This is a genomic window from Nostoc sp. JL23 (assembly GCF_017115065.1).
GTDB lineage: Bacteria > Cyanobacteriota > Cyanobacteriia > Cyanobacteriales > Nostocaceae > Nostoc > Nostoc punctiforme_A.
In genome coordinates this window covers 16,933-35,949 of record NZ_JABXKN010000048.1, presented here as the reverse complement: position 1 = coordinate 35,949, position 19,017 = coordinate 16,933, and the positions used below count along the sequence as shown (strand labels likewise).

Here is a 19,017-nt window from a genome sequence, read left to right as displayed (position 1 = left end):
AATGGTCGGTGGTAAGTAGAAAAAACAACCGGCCACTGACAAAAAACTTGTTGTGAAATTTAAATTTTGAATTTTTCACTATGACATCTGTATCTCCTTCTGTGGAAGTTGAACGCAAAACGCCATTTTGGAAGAGATTGGGGCGAGTTCCTTGGACTTGGCGAATCACCATTGGATACTTGACGGTGATGTTGTTTATCCCCATCATTGCCATGTTCCTGAAAGCGGGTACAGAACCCCCATCTAGATTTTGGGCGATCGCAACCAGTGATATCGCACTAGCAACATACAACGTAACTTTTGTGACGGCAATATTTGCCGCCTTACTCAATGGCGTATTTGGAACTCTGATTGCTTGGGTTCTGGTTCGCTACGACTTTCCCTTCAAGCGCTTGATTGACGCCACAGTGGATTTACCATTTGCACTACCAACTTCCGTAGCAGGGCTAACCTTGGCAACAGTCTACAGCGATAATGGCTGGCTAGGTTCGCTATTAGCACCACTGGGAATTAAGGTATCTTTTACCCGGACGGGAGTAGCGGTAGCAATGATATTTATCTCACTACCTTTTATTGTGAGAACTGTGCAACCCGTGCTTCAGGAAATGGAACATGAAATTGAAGAAGCTGCCTGGTGTCTGGGTGCTTCTCAATGGCAGACCTTCTGGAAAGTAATTTTGCCACCTTTATTTCCGACGATTTTAACTGGTGTTGCCTTGGGTTTCTCCCGTGCGGTTGGGGAATATGGGTCAACTGTGATTATTTCTTCCAATACGCCCTATCAAGATTTAATCGCACCTGTGCTGATTTTCCAGCGGTTAGAGCAGTATGACTATTCTGGTGCAACAGTAATTGGCATAGTTTTACTATCAATTTCGTTGGTACTGCTATTGGCAATTAATTTCTTACAAGGATGGGCAAGGCGATATGACAGTAGATAAGCCAAGTTTTCACTCATCTGCATCTGAGACACATACGGCCAAGCCGAAAGAGCAGAAGAGTTGGGTGCCAATAGTTTTAATTGGGATAGCGATCGCCTATTTAGCTCTAGTTCAATATATCCCGGCAATTAACGTTTTTGTCCAAGCCTTCAGCAAAGGAGTTGGACCGTTTCTGTCCAACCTGACGCGACCAGCTTTTCTCCATGCAGCTTGGCTGACGCTATTGCTGGCTGTGATTTCTCTACCTTTAAATACAGTATTTGGTTTATGTGCAGCTTGGGCGATCGCTCGTCATAAATTTCCTGGACGCGCCGTAGTTTTGAGCATTATTGACCTGCCTTTTTCGATTTCACCCGTAGTTGCAGGATTAATGATTGTGCTACTTTACGGCCGCAATGGCTGGTTTGGTCCTTGGCTTCAAGCCCACGATATCAAGATTATCTTTGCCTTTCCAGGTATGGTACTAGCTACAGCCTTCGTGAGTATGCCCTTTGTGGCGCGGGAAGTGATTCCTGTTTTAGAAGAATTTGGTAAGGATCAAGAAGAAGCTGCTAGAACTCTAGGTGCGAAAGATTGGCAGATATTTTTGCGTATCACCCTACCCAGTATCCGTTGGGGTTTACTCTATGGTTTAATTTTGACCAATGCCAGAGCAATGGGTGAATTCGGAGCGGTTTCCGTCGTCTCTGGTAACATTGCTGACCGAACCCAGAGCCTACCACTATTTGTAGAAGACGCTTACAAACAATACGAAACCGAAGCGGCTTTCTCTGCGGCTGTACTGTTAGCGTTGCTAGCAGTAGTAACCTTGGTGCTGAAGGAGATTCTAGAACGGAAAACCCGCATTAAAGATGTTGAATAGAAAAATCAAGCAATTATAGTTATCTTTTGAATAGGATACAAGCAAATCATGGGACATGGTACGATCTACTTAGTACCTATCAGGAAATTACCGTTAGGGTTAAGAGTAGTTCTGTACCAATCCCGATTAGGGATTGAAATAACTCAGATATGGCTACTGACAATACACTTACCAATAAACGGATTCGACTCAGAATTCCTAAAGATTATCACCAGGAACCTGTCATTTCTCGCCTGGTGTCTGACTATGGACTGATTGTGAATATCACGGCAGCGATTTTAGGAGCCAATGCTGTCGGAGATGGTTGGTTTGACCTTGAACTACAAGGAACAGATGCACAAATTCAAAGCGGTTTAACTTATCTCCGCGATTTGGAATTGGAAGTCTGGGATGATACTAAAGCAAGTGATTGGTAAGGGTTATAGGAATACAAACAATTTATTTATCTGGTTTTAAGAGAATTGTAACCCGCAGATCCCCGACTTCGTAAAAGTTATCGGGGATCTTGTTTATCATCAATTATTCAGAATTGCTGTAGTGGTTTTTCTACAAAAGGGTATACCAAATACCGTTATCATTTTGACGTAAAATACGGTATCTTCCCTCAAGAAATTCTAGCATTCTTGGAAAATTTTTGTTGATAGTAGACTGCTGAATATAATCAATAAAGATATAAGGAGGCTTAGATGAATCTAACTCTTCTAGAAGTTTTGTCCATTGCTCAGGCAGAAAATATTCAAGTGCCCAACCACGTAGTGATGTAGCCTGAGTCCGATTCGAGAAGTAGTAAATAGATGGATCGCCAGCTACATAAATCTTACCAGGAAGACTTTCTGGTTGGGAGATAAATTCAGCCTCTGAACGAAGAGATGGATATTTTTCTCTAAAAACAGTCTGATATTTAAATCGTGTATCTTCAGCTAAAGCAAAATTGTTATTAACCAGAACAACACTCTTTTTTAGAAGAGTGTGCGATAAAGGGAAGAAAAACAAAAATATCAGTAGTATTGTAGTAAATGGGGAACTCAATTTTTTTAAAGACTCCCATAAAACATCTAATCCTTTAGTAGCTAAAATTCCTAAAGGTACAAACAATAGTAAATAATGGTATTCCCAAAATGCCCCACGTTGTAGAACAATCACACCCCAAGCAAAAATACACCAAACAACAAGTAGCAAAGTGAATATATTCTTAGACTTACGCAATGATACATCTACTGCAACAGTAGCGGCTAAAAGTAGAGGGTAAAAATTATTTAAAAACCATTTTATTCCTGCAAAAAGCCCATTTGGGTCAAATTGTGAATTAGCAACAATCCGAGGTGGATATAAAAAGAATGTTTGATACAAAATTGGTAAATTATTAAACCAGGCAAAATAGCTTACAATAAATAAAATAGGAAATATAATTCCCATAAAAATTGGAATAAATATTTCTAAAAAAACTTTTTGAATTTGCTCGCGTTTGATTAGCACAGCATATATCAAAAGAGTTAGCCAAAATGAAAGTAATATTAGCAGAAGTATTAATTTAAATATGAGGACAATTCCACCAATAAAACCTGATAGTAAAAGTAGAAAAAATCTTTGTCTTCCTTCACATTTAAAAGATTCACAAGTCAACCAAACACAAGTAAATAAAGGCAAACTAACCAGTGCCTCTACTTGAGTAAGATGCCAAGGCTGTGAAACAGTATAGTAAACGCCAACCGTTAACAAAGGTACTAGACTTGCGATTATCGGATGCTGAAAATAGCTTTTTAGACTCAGCAACAATATTATAGACAGAAATATCATGTAAATAAGTTCAAAGAGATGGATGCCAATCTCATTAAAACCAAATAAAGTTCCTGCCAAAAAGTAAAAGTAAAAAATCCCCGGTTGCTTCACATCCCAGAAATCACGATAAAGTAACTTTCCTTGTTGCATCTCCAAAGCACCAAGCCTAAAAAATGCTTGATCTCCGTCAAATGGAAAAGGTAAATGTATAAGACCAATAATCACAATTCCAATCAAAACGAGAAGATCAATTTTATTGAATTTAGTAATATTAATCATCAAACTTTATAATCAAAAGTTAATCGACTATCTTATGCTGATTAATATCCTAACAGGGTAAATAACAAGGTAATTTTAGGATATGAATTTAAAGTTTAAAGTTTCTGCGATCGCGCCAGCAGTGACCTGTTAGTTTATTAAGAATTAGCTCAAGTAGCAACTAAGTCCCACGTAGTTGTGCGTGGATCGCTCATATCGTTCGAGAGGTTTGCTCTCGTCCTTATCGATGTCTTTAATTTAACCAAGTATTAAGAGGTTTTAATCCTTGTGACGGTAGTAGTGTCCATCCGTAAAGCTGCGGTTATTGGCAATGAAGAGTTATTTCTCTCCTTTCCCCCTGCTAACCGTTTGTAAGGCAGCTCTTTACCGTGTATAAACAAGTCGGATGTAAAGAGGTGTATAGGATTTCCAAGAGGCAAAAACTTTGGATAGTCTCATCTTAATTCACGCTAAAACTATACCAGGAAAGCCATTTACAGACCTTCGATTCATAAAAAAGGGGCGGTATTATATGAGGCGATTCCCCTATATCAATTGGTAAATATCTGGCAAATAAGTCGAGTAAATTGCTTAATGAAGGTGGTCTGATTAAATGGAAGCTAAAAATTAAAAATGAAAGTAATACAGTTTATTAAATTTAGCAACGTGACAGCTCACCAGAAGATATTACTATTTTGGAGATGTCTATAGAACTTCCTAGTGATGATTGTGCAATTATATTAATACCTAATAGTCCTTGTCCACCACATGAAGTAGATAGAACAGTAATACCATCTTGCTCCGCAAATCCATTAGAACCGTTAGATGTAAACTGGGTAGTTTTAGGGGGAGATATGTCTTGACCAAGAGCACCACCACTAAAGCTATAGGTTCTGCTTAAGCTAGCACCTTTACTCATTGAACTAACTGTAGCACTTCCTTGGTACAGTATCTGTATATCTTTGACGAAGAAACCACTAGGAATAAAAGTCTGAGCACGTAAAATACACCTTTGACGCTGACCCTCGCTTGCACTGATTTGATCCAAGGCGATCGGTAAGGTTGTAGGGGCAGATCCAGGAAGCGTATTTGTAACACTACATCCAACCGTTGTTATTGCTCCAAAAGTAATACTAGGTAAATCTTGAGCCACAGTCTTGGTCGCAATAACGTTCATTCCAAAAATTGTAGATATAGACAGTAATACACCAAACTGTTTAAAGTTCATATAGATTGCACTCACGTTATTAAAATTGTTTAAAGCGGTGAATTCTCAAGATAATTAATGCAATACTTGAGCGCCTCAATCTTGATGCTTGATATTAGAAAAAGAATGTAAGGAACTTGTGAATAAATACAGTGCTTATTAAAACTTAAATCTTGTAAACGACATTCCACAGTTGGAGGGTCAGGTGATGATATTTTAGGGTTTATTCATGTAAGTCCCTAAAAGCAACGTGTAACTTATTCTCTCACAAGAACATCGAAGGGAGCAACGCGATTTGGTGAGGTCGGGTAAAAAGGATACGTTCAATTTTAATTCCAAGATAATGACGATATCAGCGAAGGGACAGATGAAATAAATTCTCAATTCGTTTAGCGTCTATTTCTCTACATAAATTGCTCCGAACTTACGTTAATTTACTGATTGCTTTTTTGCGTACTTTGTGATACTTTCCTTTACATAACAAGTAAATTGATTAAATCGATAGAGTTACCGTAGTTAAATAAAAAGCCAGAAATATGAAAATTTCTATGAGGCTGATATTCAACCACACACAGTTGAATTATAGGGGCACAGCATTAGCAAGATTCTCTGCCGAACCCAAAAATTGCGTAGGCGCAGCCCCTCGTAGGGATCGCTATTGGGAATTAATCTGATGTCTGAGAATAAATCTGTAGAACCTGCTTCAGTCCACAGTCGAATTCTTGTGCCTCAACGGTATAACAGGCAACCTGTAATTTCTCGGCTCGTTTCTCGTTATGGTTTAACCGTCAATATCAAAGCTGCATCCCTGACATCCGACAATGACAGCGATGGCTGGTTTGATTTGGAACTTTCAGGAAATCCCCAAAAACTGACAAATAGTTTATCTTACTTGCAAGGATTGGGAGTGAATTTGCTGCAACTAGCGATCGCTAACCAAATTCAATCCAACCAGCACACTCTACCTTTCCCAAATCCAGCTACCAAACTGAGTCCCAAAGACTCTGCATGGCTGACAAATAAATGGCAACAACAATTCCAGCAATGGATTTCTCTGGGTCAAACCAATCGATTGCGCTTACAACTGTGCGTCTTAAAATCTTATTACGAAGAACCAGTGATTTCTGAGTTAGTTTCTCGTTATGGACTAACGGTCAATATTACTAGTGCTATACTTCAACCCGATACGCAAGATGACGGCTGGTTTGACTTGGATTTGTGGGGGAGAACAAAGCAACTCTACTCTAGCTTGAGTTATTTAGAAAAACTGGGACTACCGATTTGGCTAGATTTGTCTAGCGTTTATAGCGATGTCTACGACGGGCTACGCCTACGCTAATTAATAAAATTACCACTATCCAATGGCAGCACTAAATCACCAAAAAACCAATTCCCAAAACAGATTATCACTGGTTTCTTCAGTTTCTGAAAAAAGCCAAGTCACTCAGATTCGTCTGCGAATACATATTCCCAAATGCTATCTGCAAGCGCCCGTAATTTCGCAGTTAATTTCTACTTACGGCTTGGTAGTTAATATTACCAAGGCTATGCTACAACCAAATACAGATCAAGAAGGATGCTTTGACATTGAACTGCGGGGAACAGTGCCACAAATTTCTCGCGGTTTAGCTTACCTAGAATCCCTGAATCTTAGAATTGTGGGTAAGCCGAATGCTGACGGCGATAGCTGGTTTTACTGAAATAATCTAAATTTCGTAGTACCAAATTTCTTCTTCTTTTAGAACAATTCGATGTAAGGAGAGACGATCGATCAAGCCCTCTTGCTCAAACTGTCCAAGAACACGAGTAATGGTAACACGAGTTGAACCAAGCATTTCCGCCAAATCCTCATGAGTCAGACGCATATCTATTAAACGTCCTTTCTCAACTTCCGAACCAAACTTTTTGGATAACCATGCCAACAGCTTGATGAGCATAGTATCCACTTTTTTATGGCTACGAATGATCATCAATTCTTGAGCCTGTTGGATATGGGCAAGTAGAGTTTCTGTTAGTTCAGTCCACTCCTCTAGAGGTAAAACTGTTGCCTCCACTTTAGTTAGGCATTCCATCTGATAAGGTTCTAATTTTGACAACCTCTTACCAACGACATCTCCAGGGCCCCACAATCCTAAAGCGACAGTTGTACCATCTTCCAAATAGGTAAAAGTTCTGACAAAACCCGTTTCAATCTTCCAAAGGTCGTTATGATGCTCTGGCAGAAATGACCTACGCGCAAAAACTTGCTTAGTATTGTTACTGCTTAGACTAGATAAGCTTGTGTACAAAGACACCATAGTATATAAAACTATTCTCCGATAAATTAACCGTAGTATTACATTTATATCAGGTTATAAGAACCTATGGGTATTTTAAAAAAGGGAATAGGGTACAGGTTACAGGGTACAGATAAAATTGCCTATCACCTGTCACCTCTCCCCTCCATTCCCTAAATTCCCGCACCATCAAGAAAATCTTCTATCATCCCATCAGAATTATTACTCTTAGGGTTGTCGGTTAATTCGTCGCCAAGTTCAGTTGGAGACGAACTTGATTGTTCCAACTGCTCAAACTGTTTCTCTAGAGACTTGACGCGTTCAAATAAAGCGCGGATGACTTCAGCTTCTACGTCGCGTACTTTATCATGATCCAGAACATTGCTAGACGAGTTGTTCTGACGAGTTACGCGCCCTGGAATCCCAACTACAGTAGTGTTACTGGGGACATCTCTTAGCACCACAGAACCGGCTCCGATACGGACGCGATCGCCAATTTGAATATTTCCCAATACCTTCGCACCCGCTCCCACAACTACATGAGAGCCTAAAGTTGGATGGCGTTTGCCGCTTTCTTTCCCAGTCCCGCCAAGGGTGACACCTTGATAAATCAGAGCATAGTCGCCCACGATCGCAGTCTCACCAATCACTACTCCCATACCGTGGTCAATAAACACTCCCTGGCCAATTAATGCCCCAGGATGAATTTCAATTCCGGTTAAAAACCTACTAAGATGAGAGATGAATCTTGGTATAAACGGAATTCCAATTTTATGCAGCCAGTGTGCCAATCGATGAAACACTAGAGCTTGCAGTCCAGGGTAACAAAACAATACTTCTAGCCAGTTACGGGCTGCTGGGTCACGCTCAAAAATGGTTCGCAAATCAGTTAGTAGCATACTCTGTTGAGATTTTTGTTGGTAGGTGAGGCTCTGAAAACAGAAACTCAGGATAATTCCCAGAAAAAGATCGAGTCCTTTATGAGAATTGTGTAAAAGTACAATCTACGGTAAGTCGATAGAGTATAGTGTTTTGGTGGGTAATAAGTGGGATGCTATCACATTCCACAGTTGAAAAAAATTAATTTCGCATAAACTGCGATATGTCCCTCAATTCACCGTAGTATGTTGAGTACAGTGTTGAATAGCCAAAACTACGCTCTCTTGGATCTGTCTTCCAAAGTGGAATATGCGCTGCTGGCACTATTAGAACTGGCAAGCCACCACGGAAAAAAACTTCCTTTAACCATGAGCGAGATTACTGCCAAGCAACCCATACCTGAGCGCTATCTGGAACAAATTTTGACCAACCTCCGGCGTGCTGGTGTGGTGCAGAGTCAACGCGGCTCTAAAGGAGGTTTCGTTTTAGTTCGGGAACCTTGGCAGATTACAATACTTGAAATTGTCACTTTGGTTGAAGGCGAGCGGAAAGAGAAAGATACCTCTAACTCTCCGACTCTAGAAAAGACTCTGGTTTATGAAGTTTGGGAGCAAGCTAACGCTGCCTCAATAGAAGTTTTGGGTCGTTATACACTTCAAAACTTGTGCGACGAAAGAGAAACTCGTGCCCAGCAGAGTCCAATGTATTATATTTAGACACGACGGAGTACCCCCATGCGGATAGCGAAAGATATCACAGAGTTAATCGGCCGAACTCCTTTAGTTCAATTAAACAAGATTCCCCAAGCGTCAGGAGCGGTTGCTCGGATTGTGGTGAAGCTAGAAAGCATGAATCCAGCATCTTCTGTGAAAGACCGGATTGGCGCGAGTATGGTGGAAGCGGCAGAAGAAGCAGGCTTGATTCACCCCGGAAAAACTGTTTTAGTAGAGCCGACTTCTGGAAATACAGGAATTGCGCTAGCGATGGTGGCAGCTGCCAAGGGCTACCATCTCATTCTAACGATGCCTGACACAATGAGCCACGAAAGACGATCCATGCTCAAAGCTTATGGCGCTCAATTAGAGTTAACGCCAGGGGTAGAAGGGATGCGAGGAGCGATCGCTCATGCAGAGCAGCTTGTAGCTAAAACGCCCAATGCTTATATGTTGCAGCAGTTCCGCAACCCCGCCAACCCGAAAGTTCACGCCGAAACCACAGCCGAAGAAATTTGGAATGATACCGATGGAGAGGTAGATATTCTCGTGGCGGGAGTGGGTACTGGTGGCACAATTACGGGAGTTTCAGAAGTTATTAAAAAACGCAAGCCGAGTTTCCAAGCGATCGCAGTTGAACCCAGCAACAGTCCGGTATTAGCAGGCGGTAAATCAGGGCCTCACAAAATTCAAGGTATTGGCGCGGGATTTGTCCCAGCGATTTACCGTTCAGAACTGGTGGATGAAGTGATTCAGGTAGCGGATGAGCAAGCGATCGCTTACAGTCGTCGCCTTGCAAAAGAAGAAGGATTACTATCGGGGATTTCGACTGGCGCTGCTTTATATGCGGCTATTCAAGTGGCACAACGACCAGAAAATGCAGGTCGCCTAATCGTCATGATCCAGCCTAGCTTTGGTGAACGCTACCTCAGTACCTCACTATTTAAAGACCCAGAGGAGAATGAGTGGTTGAGTAAAGTTTGATTCAGGTGGGGTCTGAATCCCCATCAATTAAGCCCAAAATCCTTGTTAGAGACGCATTAGTACAGCAGGAAGTTAGCGTAACCCAATCCAATTTCGCGTCTCTACAGGTCTAACTTCTACTCAGTCTCGCTTCAGCCTGATTGAGCAAGTTATATCAGGTTTCTAATAATGATTTTCAAAGCTTTTTAAATAATGTCGTTGCCCCTCTTTTTCCAGATGGATTAACTGTTTTCGATACCAATGGACAGTATTTAGACAGCACAGGCACTATTATCGAAGAAAAGTCTAAGAGTATTTTCTTGTTTTTTAACGATACTCAGCAAAACAAAAAACGTTTTCCTCCTGCCTTCCTCGATAAAAATCTAAAATTGGCTCGTTTATCGACTAGAATTTTCGCCAATTTCATCGGCACTTTCGTTGTTTTTCACCAAAATCATCAAACAGATACCACTAGCAGCTAGCTTTATTGGACTTAAAGCTTCGCTTTTTAATACAATAAAAACGCCTAATCCGATCAGAACAAAAGGCACAAGATAATTAACGTAGTCAGTCAATACATCAGCTATGACTCTATTGTTAATTAATTTGTATGCAACGTAGCACCAAACTCCTAACAAGAGAAAAAATAATCCGAGAATTACCAAAAAACTCTCTAAGTTGCAGCTAGCAAATAAAGGCACGTAGACACTAATATTATCGCTACCATTGGCAATTGTAACAGCTGCCACACTATAGGCTTGGGGGGAAAAAAAGCTAGTGATTGTTGATGTTTGAGCTTGTTCTGTGGCAGCTAAAACTTCTTTTGATGAATCTTCTTCCCGATTCACTAAACTACTGATACCTATGGAGATTGGTAGTAAACCAAGTAATCCAATCCAGTTTTTTGATAAAACTAATCCACCAAACAAACCCGGAAGACTAAGCATTAACAGAACTGTAAAACCGAGAAACTGGCCAGCAACTATATGCCGGGGACGAAAGTTAGCATTTATTTGAGAAAAAAACAACAATAGAATGACAATATCATCAATGTTAGTGGCAATGAATGCAATTGCCCCTGTAGTAATTTCAGTAACTAACTCGCTCATATTTAACAGCAGTTTTCAGGTATTTAGACTACGACTGAGATTGGTAATGGGTAGTGGGGAGTGGTGTAGTTCAATTACTTGAAAGATTAATTTGGTATGGTGGTAAATCGTAGATTCTAAAAATCCAGCATGAGTCAGCTAGGGACAGCCTTCAGTGAAGGGATAATTGCCTTCATCGCCACTAACATAGATGACATCATTATTTTGTTAATATTTTTTTCACAGGTAGACGGTAATTTTCGGCGGCGGCATATCTTATTCGGTCAATATCTGGGTTTTGCAGCCATCATCATCGCTAGCTTACCAGGATTTTTCGGTGGATTGGTTGTACAGCGAGAATGGATAGGATTATTAGGACTACTACCAATAGCAATTGGTATTCAACAATTAATATCTAGAAAAGAAGAAACTATAACAGTTCAGACAGTCAGTAGTGATTTTAGAGAGCCTACACCTACGAACCCAGTATTGTCTTTTATTTTGAGTGTTTTGCATCCCCAAACCTATAAAGTGGCAGCAGTAACGATCGCTAATGGTGGTGACAATATTAGTATATATATCCCTTTATTCGCTGGTCAGGATCTTGCCAGCTTGGGAGTAATTCTAAGTATATTTTTTATCATGGTAGGGGTTTGGTGTGCGATCGCTTATTTTTTAAGCCGTCAACCTACCATTGCTGATATTTTAAGTCGCTACGGTAAGGCTGTTGTACCTTTTGTCTTAATTGGTTTGGGTCTATTCATTATGTACGAGCGAGGTACGTTCACTCTACTATCTTGGATGAGAAGTTAATCAATGTTGAATGCTGGATTTGGAATTGAAAATCTCAAATTGGTTACACCTGATGAACTAATTTCCAACTTACCATCATCAAAATGGCGTAAATAATAAACCGTAGTGGGCGTTGCGGAGCTACTTGGCAGATTTTAGCACCTAGTAACACCCCAGGCACAGAGCCTAACCATATAGGCAGTACCAAACTCCAATCAACTGTTCCCAGGCTGAGATGACCAAGGGCTGTAAACAGCAGTAAAATTGCTGCGTGTGAAATATCTGTACCCACTAACTTCCGTGCATCAAGGCGGAAAAACCCAATCAGCACTAGGGCAAACATTGAACCTGATGAGACGCTAGTTAGACCGACAAAACAGCCTAAAATTGCTCCCAAGGTGATTGTTATAAATCGACCAAAGTTAGTTTCTAAGTCTAACTTTGGCAGTTCGGGTAAATTAAATTTGGGGAAAAAAGTCAATAACAACAATTGCACTAGTGCTAACACTGTGACTAGCAAAATCATCCCACCCAGCAAACGGAGCAAGATATTATCCAGGTTATACTCACCTGTACGTTTAATGAAGTGCAAAATCCCTACTCCGAACAATGAGCCTGGAACACTCCCAAATGCCAGCCATTTGACAACTTCTGTGTCGAGGGTTTTCTGTTCCCAATGCTTGACGCTACCAACAATTTTCATCAAGGTGGCGGCCACAACATCAGAACTCACAGCGATGGAAGGTGGAACCTGAAAAACAAAAATCAACATTGGGGTGATGAGAGACGCTCCACCAATTCCCGTCAAACCAACGATGATACCAACAAAAAAGCTAAAGAACGGTAGTAATAGATAGTGCATACTCTTTGGCGATTTCAACAATTAGTTATCAGTTATCAGAGTCCTGTTGAGTCTCCCACTTCTATAAGTGAGCAGCGTCGGTAAGGGTTGATTAATTCCCCAAACGGAGCCTTGATAACTGTTCACTGACTTAACTACGAGCAGTTAGAGAGCAGCAACTCAGCCAAACTATAGCCCAGTGGTAGACTGGGCTATTTATGACAAGTATTGTGTTTCTCAAGGATTCCTGGACAACTTAAAACCTGTCTGGAAGTTTTTGTAAGCATGACAACTGGCATTTAGCTCAAATAGATTTTGATAAATGCTTATTGGTCAGTCGCTCTGCTAAACTCAACTTCTAACTAGGTTTTTCTACAGTTTTACATATAAAACCACGTAAGGCGATGCACTTACCGTATTTTACTCGTAAGTATGATTAAACGTCTAGCGTATTCGCGTTGTATATTGTTCAATTATCTGGATAATACACCGCAGTCAGTCAAACTCCCTACGGACTGGTTGCTCAAAAATTTACTTACAAGTTAGTAAGCATAGGGATAATACCAAACTTTGTAGAGACACGATATATCGCATTATGCTGCAATTAGGCAACATCCTGAAAGTGATTACAATACTAAAGCTCAATTACGATTCCCTAGTTTAATGACTCATGGAAAACTTTGTTTTTAGGACCAGCCCTTTCAAGGTGAGTAAAAATTTTGCTCAAAAAATTCCTCTTTAATCTCTTAACTCTGTGTTCTCTGCGTCTCTGTGGTTAAATAAATTACTTTTAAACCGCAGAGGCACAGAGAGCGCAGAGAGAAAAACAGAGATTTTACGAGTCACCTTGAAAGGGCTGATCCTAGTTTTTTGCAATCCAGTCAAAATCCTGTTTGGCAAAGGTCAAATCGCCAACATTGCTGCTGAAATTCCTGATAATGCCAAAATCCTGATTAATTATGGTGGGGGTAGCATCAAAACTAACAGCGTCTATAACCAGGTGAAGTCTGCATTGGCAAACTTTGGCTATAGCCAATGCCTAGTACCGCAAGGCGGAATTAAAAATTAAAAATTAAAAATTAATACAGCGTAAGCATTTCATTGGTTTTGAATGGGTAGTTTATTTACGCCGTACTGTACTAGTTCTGTACCCAGTGCTGAAAAAAGCTTGACTTACAAGCAACTATCATGATAATTTAAATCAAACCATTCGGTCGGTAATATTTTATTTACAGCTATTTACAGCAATTTTCAATTTAATAAACTCCCTACTCCCTACTCCCTACTATCAAAATCGCTGTAATGTCCAAAGGCGAAGAAACAAAAACCAGAATTCTTGAGCAAGCAGCCGAACTGTTTAATCAACAGGGGTATGCAGGTTCATCGATGTCAGACATTATGCGTGTAACTGGATTGCAGAAAGGAGGAATTTACAATCACTTCCAAAGCAAAGATGATCTCGCGCTACAGGCTTTTGATTTTGCGATCGCTCGCATTAAGCAGCATACTAGATTTGTATTACGAAACAAACGCCACGCAGTAGAACGTCTGCAAGCAATCATTGGGGTATTTAGTAGCTTCGCAGAAAATCCACCCATCAAGGGAGGGTGTCCACTGCTGAATACTGCTGTGGAAAGTGATGATGCTCATCCGGCGTTGCGAGAACGCGCTCAACAGGCGATGAACTCTTGGCTGCATCTAATTTGTCGAATTATTGAAACAGGAATTGAAAAGGGTGAAATTCGCGCGGAAGTGAGTGCTGATGAAATCGCTACTATCATAATCGCAACACTGGAAGGAGGCATAATGATGAGCAAGCTTTATGGAGATTCAATTCATATCCATAGGGTAATTAATCACCTGAATCAATACTTGAAAACTTCTCTTTAATTGAATAGAGCGAGCGGTATTAAAAAATATCAAAAGAAATAATGCTAGTAAATAAAAACTTACACAGACCATTAGAAGTAGTATTAGCAATTCCTGTAAAAACATACGACATTGATTTTATGGGAATTGTGAGTAATATCGTGTATATAAGATGGTTAGAGGATTTACGTCTAAAGTTTTTAGATGAACATTGGCAACTCAATCAACAAATTGAGCAAGGATATACACCGATTATAGCTGGGACTGAAATTGAGTATAAACGTCCAATAAAGATTATTGATCAAGTGATTGGACGTTTATGGCTGAGTGGTTTAGGACGCTTAAAGTGGACTGTGCAAGCTGAAATTTTATCTAACAATGAGTTAGCAGCAGTGGCTAGCCAGAAGGGTGGTTTTGTCAGTCTGCAAAATAATCGTCTTATTCCCATTCCAGAAGAATTACAGAAAAAATATTTACAGTATCAACAAGGGATTCAGAAAATTTAATAATTAGGAATACTTCGATATTTTTTTGAATATAAACAGACCGTTCGGTTTGTTTATAAACATAATTTGGACTATAACACCGATTCTTGATGAATACGCGAAATAACCCCCTTGCGAAGAGCAGATGGGGAGGTGTCCTCTCATTCGCACTTCTTGCAGAAGTGGGGAAAAGGGTAAGGGGGTAAAGGGTAAAGGTATGAATTTTCCCTTTTATTGCCAATTTCGTAAATATACGGGAACTTCTTGTTTTGAATTTTGGTCACTTTATGTCACTTTGAACAGCAAGGTGGTTCTGACTCCAATCCATTAGGTATAGTCCAACTTAGGCATTGCAGCATTATTATGTCGTCCAATTTAACTGACCCTAACTCTTCGGTAAACCACTGTACCCATCCAAAGGTATGTACAAATGCTGTTATCCGTTGTCAGCTTTTCCAGACTTGTCTTTATATATACAATAATTACACTTTGTTAGTCAGATTAACGCAGACTTCAAGTAATTTTAAATCCCTAAAATGGATGTTTGCTTATGGTAATATTTGGTCATATCTAACCAAATATTACCATAATTATTTATATCTATACTAAAAGTTTATGAAAGCTATATTAAACGACACTTCAAACACTTTTGCACCCAAAAACCTCTATACTAGACTAGACTTTGATCAATTTGAGAGTTTTGTTAATTGCAACACCAAAAACTATCAATTTTTAGATGAAATACTAGCCTATCTTATAGTCTATAGTTTTTAAGGTTTAGTCAAAACTATATCCAGTATCATCAAAAAACTGCAAACTTCATGTGGTGCAAAAATCAAGTGGGGAGTGAAAACATGAATTTACGTAGAGATGCATTGCAAATCCTCAAAGAAACTAGCCGAACTTTTTATATCCCAATTAGTCTTTTACCGCCAGGATTGCAAGAAGCAGTAGCATCAGCATATTTGTGTATGCGTGCCATTGATGAAATTGAAGATCATCCCGAACTAGATAACGCTACTAAAGCAAAGCTGTTAAGAACCATTAGCCTGACATTACAGGCAGGAGTTGATGGCTTTGCGGTAGATGCTTTCTTTGCGGGATTTAGTGGGTATGAGAATTCATTAGAAGAAGTCACTTTGAGGATTAGAGAATGGTCACTGCTAGCACCAGACACCATTGCACCTCGAATTTGGGATGCCACTGCTGCAATGGCAGACCGGATGGCTTATTGGGCAGAAAAAAACTGGAAAATTTATACGGAATCTGATTTAGATCGTTATACCTTTGGAGTTGCAGGTGCAGTGGGACTGTTACTTTCTGACTTGTGGACTTGGTATGATGGAACACAAACGAACCGTACCCAGGCGATTGGTTTTGGTCGGGGTTTACAAGCAGTTAATATCCTGCGTAACCACAATGAAGATTTGGGGCGTGGGGTAGAATTTTTCCCAGAAGGTTGGAGCGCAGAAAATATGCAAGAGTATGCCCGGCGCAATCTAGGCCTAGCCGAAGCTTATATCAAAGACCTTCCTACGGGGCCAGCCTTAGATTTTTGTCAAATCCCCTTTACCTTAGCAAACGGCACTCTTGACGCCCTTGCTAATGGTAAAGAGAAACTCAGTCGCAGTGATGTTTTTGCACTTATCGAACAGCTGATTAGTGTGAACATGAAAGCTAGTTAATAATCTCTTAACGACTAATGGAGATGATTCTAAATTGCCTCCAAATTTGGGCATCCAAAATCCTACAGCGGTTTTCTGTAGGGTAGCCAGTCCCGTCTTGGGGTTTCCCCAAATATAGTAACTGGCGTTGGGCACTGCCCTCCAATATCTTTAAATACCAATTCTCCTATACAAACAACCAGATTAAAGCTGATTTTCTCAATGGGGCAACAGCACGATACACGTCACAAGCCTTGAGAGAGCGTCATTAGGAATTACAAATTGGTAGAAAGTAGCATAAACAGTATTTGCCAGTGTAAGTATAATAAATAATCTTGTTTAGCGATCGCTTTAGGTAATCTCAGTTAAACTTTAGGAACTCTTCAAAGGATTTCCAGCAAAAATTACCTGGCAAGAGTTGATTAATGTCTAAATAATTGAAAGGGAGTATAACACTCCCCGTGATTATTCGTGCAGCGAGTTGAGAGTGCATGAGCTACTGCTTAAATCCTACCTGTTCCAATCCAGAAAATTTGGTGTATAGCCAAAGGTGTCAGTCTTGTGGCTCGCAACTACTGTTGCGCGATCGCTATCAGGTGATCAAACCATTAGGTCAGGGTGGCTTTGGGGCGACCTTCCTAGCCAACGATCAAGGCTTACCAGGAGAACCGAGTTGCGTAATCAAACAATTACGCCCATCAGGAAGCGCCCCACACGTTTTACAGATGGCCAGAGAACTCTTTGAACGAGAAGCCAAAACTCTAGGTAAGATTGGCAATCATCCCCAAGTACCAAGATTGTTAGACTATTTTGAAGATCATGAGCAATTCTACTTGGTTCAAGAATATATCAGTGGTGACACCTTGCAAGAGGAGGTCAAACTTAACGGCATCTTGAGCGAAACCGGAGTCAAGCAGTTTTTGAGCGAGACTTTGCCACTGTTGCAATACATCCACGATCAAAAGGTGATTCACCGTGATATCAAGCCAGCCAACTTAATCCGCCGCACTCAAGATGCCAGAATGGTACTTATCGACTTTGGTGCCGTCAAAAACCAAATCAGCCAAGGTGCGACAGGTCCATCAGGACAGACAGCATTAACTGCGTATGCAATTGGTACTCCTGGTTTTGCACCTCCAGAGCAAATGGCTATGCGTCCAGTCTATGCCAGTGATATTTATGCTTTGGGGGTAACATGCATTTATTTACTGACTAGCAAAACTCCTAAAGATTTAGATTACAATCCCAACACTGGCGAGATGATGTGGGAGCAGCTTGTGCAAGTGAGCGATCACTTAAGAAATGTGTTGCGAAAAATGTTAGAGGTGTCTGTACGTAATCGCTATCAGTCAGCGGCAGAAGTTCTCAGAGCATTGGAAATAGAACCATACTTAGATAGTTTAGCAAAGGGTTTGCTGATTAAATCTGATAATGGATCTAAAGAGCGAACACATAATCACCTGGAAAATTCTGCTGTTTTATGTAACAACCCTGCTGCTACCAGCACTGGAGTGGCACAGGTAGCGGCAGCGATTCGTGCTAGACGAGCCAAGGCAGCGGAAGCTGCGGGATCGCACCAAGGTTCTGGGATGGCCAAATCAACGACTTTCAGTAGCAATAGCAATGGTTCACAAGCTCAAAATTCTAAAGTTGGGCGGAAGTTAGATACCCAAGGTTTATTAACAGCTTATCTGAAGGGAAGACGAGATTTTGCCTTACACAATTTAAATTTGCTAAATCTGCAAGGTGCTGATTTATCTCAAACAAATTTCCATTCTGCTCAGTTGCAAAAAACCAATCTTCAGGGCGCTAATCTTCACAATAGTGACTTTGGTAGAGCCAGTCTTACTCGAGCAAATCTTAAGGATGCTAATTTGAGCAAAGCATACTTTAACCATGCTGATTTAGAAGGAGCAGACCTACGAGGTGCAGACCTTAGCAATGCTTATCTCAGCAATGCTAACCTCCGAGGAGCTAATCTGTGTGGTGCTAATCTCACCAGTGCCAAAGTTTCCGATGAGCAGCTAGCACTAGCAAAAACAAATTGGATGACCGTGCGCCCCAATGGCAAACGAGGCTTGTTGTGATTTTAAAGTGTGAACTACCCTAACCTATAGACGGATGGAGTTTCCCAATTCATCGGGAATAGTCTCTCTTGTCGCCGTAGTTCTATCCGAATTCCTATATTAGATTCTAGATTATCCTGACGGATGAATCCTTTTTATTGAAATCAATTATTTTAGATTAGGAGAATAGCTTTAACCTCCCTGCTTTTAAGTTATCCATTTTTATTAAAAATTTTAAAACACTTATTTTATAAGAATCACAAAGCTGAACTTTATCTTTCTTATATCTAGGAAAATTAGCCTTAATTCTTCTCGATAAAAACTTCTGATTTAT

19 protein-coding genes and 1 pseudogene are annotated in these 19,017 nt (G+C 40.3%); 14 read left to right on the top strand and 6 right to left on the bottom strand.

Translation table 11 applies throughout. From position 1 onward, the window contains the following. Window positions 1-80 precede the first annotated feature (80 nt). The 3 genes from cysT (at window position 81) to HWQ42_RS09720 (ending at window position 2,219) form a co-directional block, all read left to right on the top strand. On the top strand, window positions 81-941 hold the full coding sequence (gene cysT / locus HWQ42_RS09730) for a sulfate ABC transporter permease subunit CysT (protein ID WP_292732054.1): 861 nt from the start codon (window positions 81-83) through the stop codon (window positions 939-941). Continuing rightward, a complete protein-coding gene (cysW, locus tag HWQ42_RS09725; RefSeq protein WP_292732053.1) occupies window positions 928-1,803 on the top strand; it encodes a sulfate ABC transporter permease subunit CysW in 876 nt (291 codons plus the stop codon). Before cysT ends, cysW begins: the two co-directional genes overlap by 14 nt. Before the next feature lie 149 nt (window positions 1,804-1,952). Next, window positions 1,953-2,219, top strand: coding sequence for an NIL domain-containing protein (locus HWQ42_RS09720; RefSeq protein ID WP_289797696.1), 267 nt, complete (start codon window positions 1,953-1,955; stop codon window positions 2,217-2,219). Between the two features lie 130 nt (window positions 2,220-2,349). Here HWQ42_RS09720 and HWQ42_RS09715 read toward each other — a convergent pair whose 3' ends face one another. Together HWQ42_RS09715 and HWQ42_RS09710 are read right to left on the bottom strand one after the other, a co-directional pair. Then, the gene (locus HWQ42_RS09715; RefSeq protein ID WP_292811357.1) at window positions 2,350-3,861 is read right to left on the bottom strand and encodes a hypothetical protein; all 1,512 of its coding nucleotides are present in this window, start codon (window positions 3,859-3,861) and stop codon (window positions 2,350-2,352) included. 637 nt (window positions 3,862-4,498) lie between these two features. Then, the gene (locus tag HWQ42_RS09710) at window positions 4,499-5,017 is read right to left on the bottom strand and encodes a hypothetical protein (protein WP_292811355.1); all 519 of its coding nucleotides are present in this window, start codon (window positions 5,015-5,017) and stop codon (window positions 4,499-4,501) included. Window positions 5,018-5,720: 703 nt separating this feature from the next. On the opposite strand from HWQ42_RS09710, the gene HWQ42_RS09705 reads away from it, so the two are divergent. Then, window positions 5,721-6,386, top strand: coding sequence for an NIL domain-containing protein (locus HWQ42_RS09705; RefSeq protein WP_292811353.1), 666 nt, complete (start codon window positions 5,721-5,723; stop codon window positions 6,384-6,386). 22 nt (window positions 6,387-6,408) lie between these two features. Then, on the top strand, window positions 6,409-6,747 hold the full coding sequence (locus tag HWQ42_RS09700; protein ID WP_292811350.1) for an NIL domain-containing protein: 339 nt from the start codon (window positions 6,409-6,411) through the stop codon (window positions 6,745-6,747). Window positions 6,748-6,753: 6 nt separating this feature from the next. On the opposite strand, the gene HWQ42_RS09695 is transcribed toward HWQ42_RS09700, so the two are convergent. Together HWQ42_RS09695 and cysE are read right to left on the bottom strand one after the other, a co-directional pair. Beyond that, on the bottom strand, window positions 6,754-7,344 hold the full coding sequence (locus HWQ42_RS09695) for a Crp/Fnr family transcriptional regulator (RefSeq protein WP_292811348.1): 591 nt from the start codon (window positions 7,342-7,344) through the stop codon (window positions 6,754-6,756). A gap of 152 nt (window positions 7,345-7,496) precedes the next feature. Further along, window positions 7,497-8,273 carry a serine O-acetyltransferase gene (cysE, locus tag HWQ42_RS09690; protein WP_292811554.1) on the bottom strand — a complete coding sequence of 259 codons (777 nt, stop codon included), beginning with the start codon at window positions 8,271-8,273 and terminating at the stop codon, window positions 7,497-7,499. 174 nt (window positions 8,274-8,447) lie between these two features. Here cysE and HWQ42_RS09685 point away from each other — a divergent pair, with 174 nt between their 5' ends. From HWQ42_RS09685 to HWQ42_RS35505, 3 genes are all read left to right on the top strand, one after another. Further along, window positions 8,448-8,918: an Rrf2 family transcriptional regulator gene (locus HWQ42_RS09685; RefSeq protein WP_292728799.1), complete on the top strand. Its 471-nt coding sequence runs from the start codon at window positions 8,448-8,450 to the stop codon at window positions 8,916-8,918. 18 nt (window positions 8,919-8,936) lie between these two features. After that, entirely contained in the window at window positions 8,937-9,899 is a 963-nt protein-coding gene (gene cysK / locus HWQ42_RS09680; protein ID WP_099103540.1) for a cysteine synthase A, read from the top strand. A 140-nt stretch (window positions 9,900-10,039) separates the two neighbouring features. Continuing rightward, the gene (locus HWQ42_RS35505) at window positions 10,040-10,360 is read left to right on the top strand and encodes a DUF3574 domain-containing protein (RefSeq protein WP_366932761.1); all 321 of its coding nucleotides are present in this window, start codon (window positions 10,040-10,042) and stop codon (window positions 10,358-10,360) included. Here HWQ42_RS35505 and HWQ42_RS09675 read toward each other — a convergent pair. Beyond that, window positions 10,277-10,987: a cadmium resistance transporter gene (locus HWQ42_RS09675; RefSeq protein ID WP_292811345.1), complete on the bottom strand. Its 711-nt coding sequence runs from the start codon at window positions 10,985-10,987 to the stop codon at window positions 10,277-10,279. The genes HWQ42_RS35505 and HWQ42_RS09675 overlap by 84 nt on opposite strands. A gap of 129 nt (window positions 10,988-11,116) precedes the next feature. On the opposite strand from HWQ42_RS09675, the gene HWQ42_RS09670 reads away from it, so the two are divergent. Continuing rightward, window positions 11,117-11,779: a cadmium resistance transporter gene (locus HWQ42_RS09670; protein WP_292811343.1), complete on the top strand. Its 663-nt coding sequence runs from the start codon at window positions 11,117-11,119 to the stop codon at window positions 11,777-11,779. 43 nt (window positions 11,780-11,822) lie between these two features. On the opposite strand, the gene HWQ42_RS09665 is transcribed toward HWQ42_RS09670, so the two are convergent. Further along, entirely contained in the window at window positions 11,823-12,620 is a 798-nt protein-coding gene (locus tag HWQ42_RS09665; protein WP_292811340.1) for a sulfite exporter TauE/SafE family protein, read from the bottom strand. An 835-nt stretch (window positions 12,621-13,455) separates the two neighbouring features. Here HWQ42_RS09665 and HWQ42_RS09660 point away from each other — a divergent pair. The 5 genes and pseudogenes from HWQ42_RS09660 to HWQ42_RS09640 all read left to right on the top strand — a co-directional run. Beyond that, window positions 13,456-13,617: pseudogene (locus tag HWQ42_RS09660) on the top strand (NADH-dependent alcohol dehydrogenase); the annotation flags it as partial. A 284-nt stretch (window positions 13,618-13,901) separates the two neighbouring features. Further along, window positions 13,902-14,489, top strand: coding sequence for a TetR/AcrR family transcriptional regulator (locus HWQ42_RS09655; RefSeq protein ID WP_292728812.1), 588 nt, complete (start codon window positions 13,902-13,904; stop codon window positions 14,487-14,489). 41 nt (window positions 14,490-14,530) lie between these two features. Beyond that, the gene (locus HWQ42_RS09650; RefSeq protein ID WP_292811338.1) at window positions 14,531-14,974 is read left to right on the top strand and encodes a thioesterase family protein; all 444 of its coding nucleotides are present in this window, start codon (window positions 14,531-14,533) and stop codon (window positions 14,972-14,974) included. 833 nt (window positions 14,975-15,807) lie between these two features. Then, window positions 15,808-16,638, top strand: a complete 831-nt coding sequence (locus tag HWQ42_RS09645; protein ID WP_292728820.1) for a phytoene/squalene synthase family protein — start codon at window positions 15,808-15,810, stop codon at window positions 16,636-16,638. 470 nt (window positions 16,639-17,108) lie between these two features. Then, the gene (locus tag HWQ42_RS09640; RefSeq protein WP_292811336.1) at window positions 17,109-18,704 is read left to right on the top strand and encodes a serine/threonine-protein kinase; all 1,596 of its coding nucleotides are present in this window, start codon (window positions 17,109-17,111) and stop codon (window positions 18,702-18,704) included. Window positions 18,705-19,017 lie beyond the last annotated feature (313 nt).

Coding starts and splice junctions, on each gene's coding strand:
- HWQ42_RS09640 (WP_292811336.1), top strand. CDS start 17,109: ATGAGCTACTGCTTAAATCCTACCTGTTCCAATCCAGAAAATTTGGTG.
- HWQ42_RS09710 (WP_292811355.1), bottom strand. CDS start 5,017: ATGAACGTTATTGCGACCAAGACTGTGGCTCAAGATTTACCTAGTATT.
- HWQ42_RS09670 (WP_292811343.1), top strand. CDS start 11,117: ATGAGTCAGCTAGGGACAGCCTTCAGTGAAGGGATAATTGCCTTCATC.
- cysK (WP_099103540.1), top strand. CDS start 8,937: ATGCGGATAGCGAAAGATATCACAGAGTTAATCGGCCGAACTCCTTTA.
- HWQ42_RS09650 (WP_292811338.1), top strand. CDS start 14,531: ATGCTAGTAAATAAAAACTTACACAGACCATTAGAAGTAGTATTAGCA.
- HWQ42_RS09655 (WP_292728812.1), top strand. CDS start 13,902: ATGTCCAAAGGCGAAGAAACAAAAACCAGAATTCTTGAGCAAGCAGCC.
- cysW (WP_292732053.1), top strand. CDS start 928: ATGACAGTAGATAAGCCAAGTTTTCACTCATCTGCATCTGAGACACAT.
- HWQ42_RS09675 (WP_292811345.1), bottom strand. CDS start 10,987: ATGAGCGAGTTAGTTACTGAAATTACTACAGGGGCAATTGCATTCATT.
- HWQ42_RS09665 (WP_292811340.1), bottom strand. CDS start 12,620: ATGCACTATCTATTACTACCGTTCTTTAGCTTTTTTGTTGGTATCATC.
- cysT (WP_292732054.1), top strand. CDS start 81: ATGACATCTGTATCTCCTTCTGTGGAAGTTGAACGCAAAACGCCATTT.
- HWQ42_RS09720 (WP_289797696.1), top strand. CDS start 1,953: ATGGCTACTGACAATACACTTACCAATAAACGGATTCGACTCAGAATT.
- HWQ42_RS09715 (WP_292811357.1), bottom strand. CDS start 3,861: ATGATTAATATTACTAAATTCAATAAAATTGATCTTCTCGTTTTGATT.
- HWQ42_RS09645 (WP_292728820.1), top strand. CDS start 15,808: ATGAATTTACGTAGAGATGCATTGCAAATCCTCAAAGAAACTAGCCGA.
- HWQ42_RS09685 (WP_292728799.1), top strand. CDS start 8,448: ATGTTGAGTACAGTGTTGAATAGCCAAAACTACGCTCTCTTGGATCTG.
- HWQ42_RS09700 (WP_292811350.1), top strand. CDS start 6,409: ATGGCAGCACTAAATCACCAAAAAACCAATTCCCAAAACAGATTATCA.
- HWQ42_RS09705 (WP_292811353.1), top strand. CDS start 5,721: ATGTCTGAGAATAAATCTGTAGAACCTGCTTCAGTCCACAGTCGAATT.
- HWQ42_RS09695 (WP_292811348.1), bottom strand. CDS start 7,344: ATGGTGTCTTTGTACACAAGCTTATCTAGTCTAAGCAGTAACAATACT.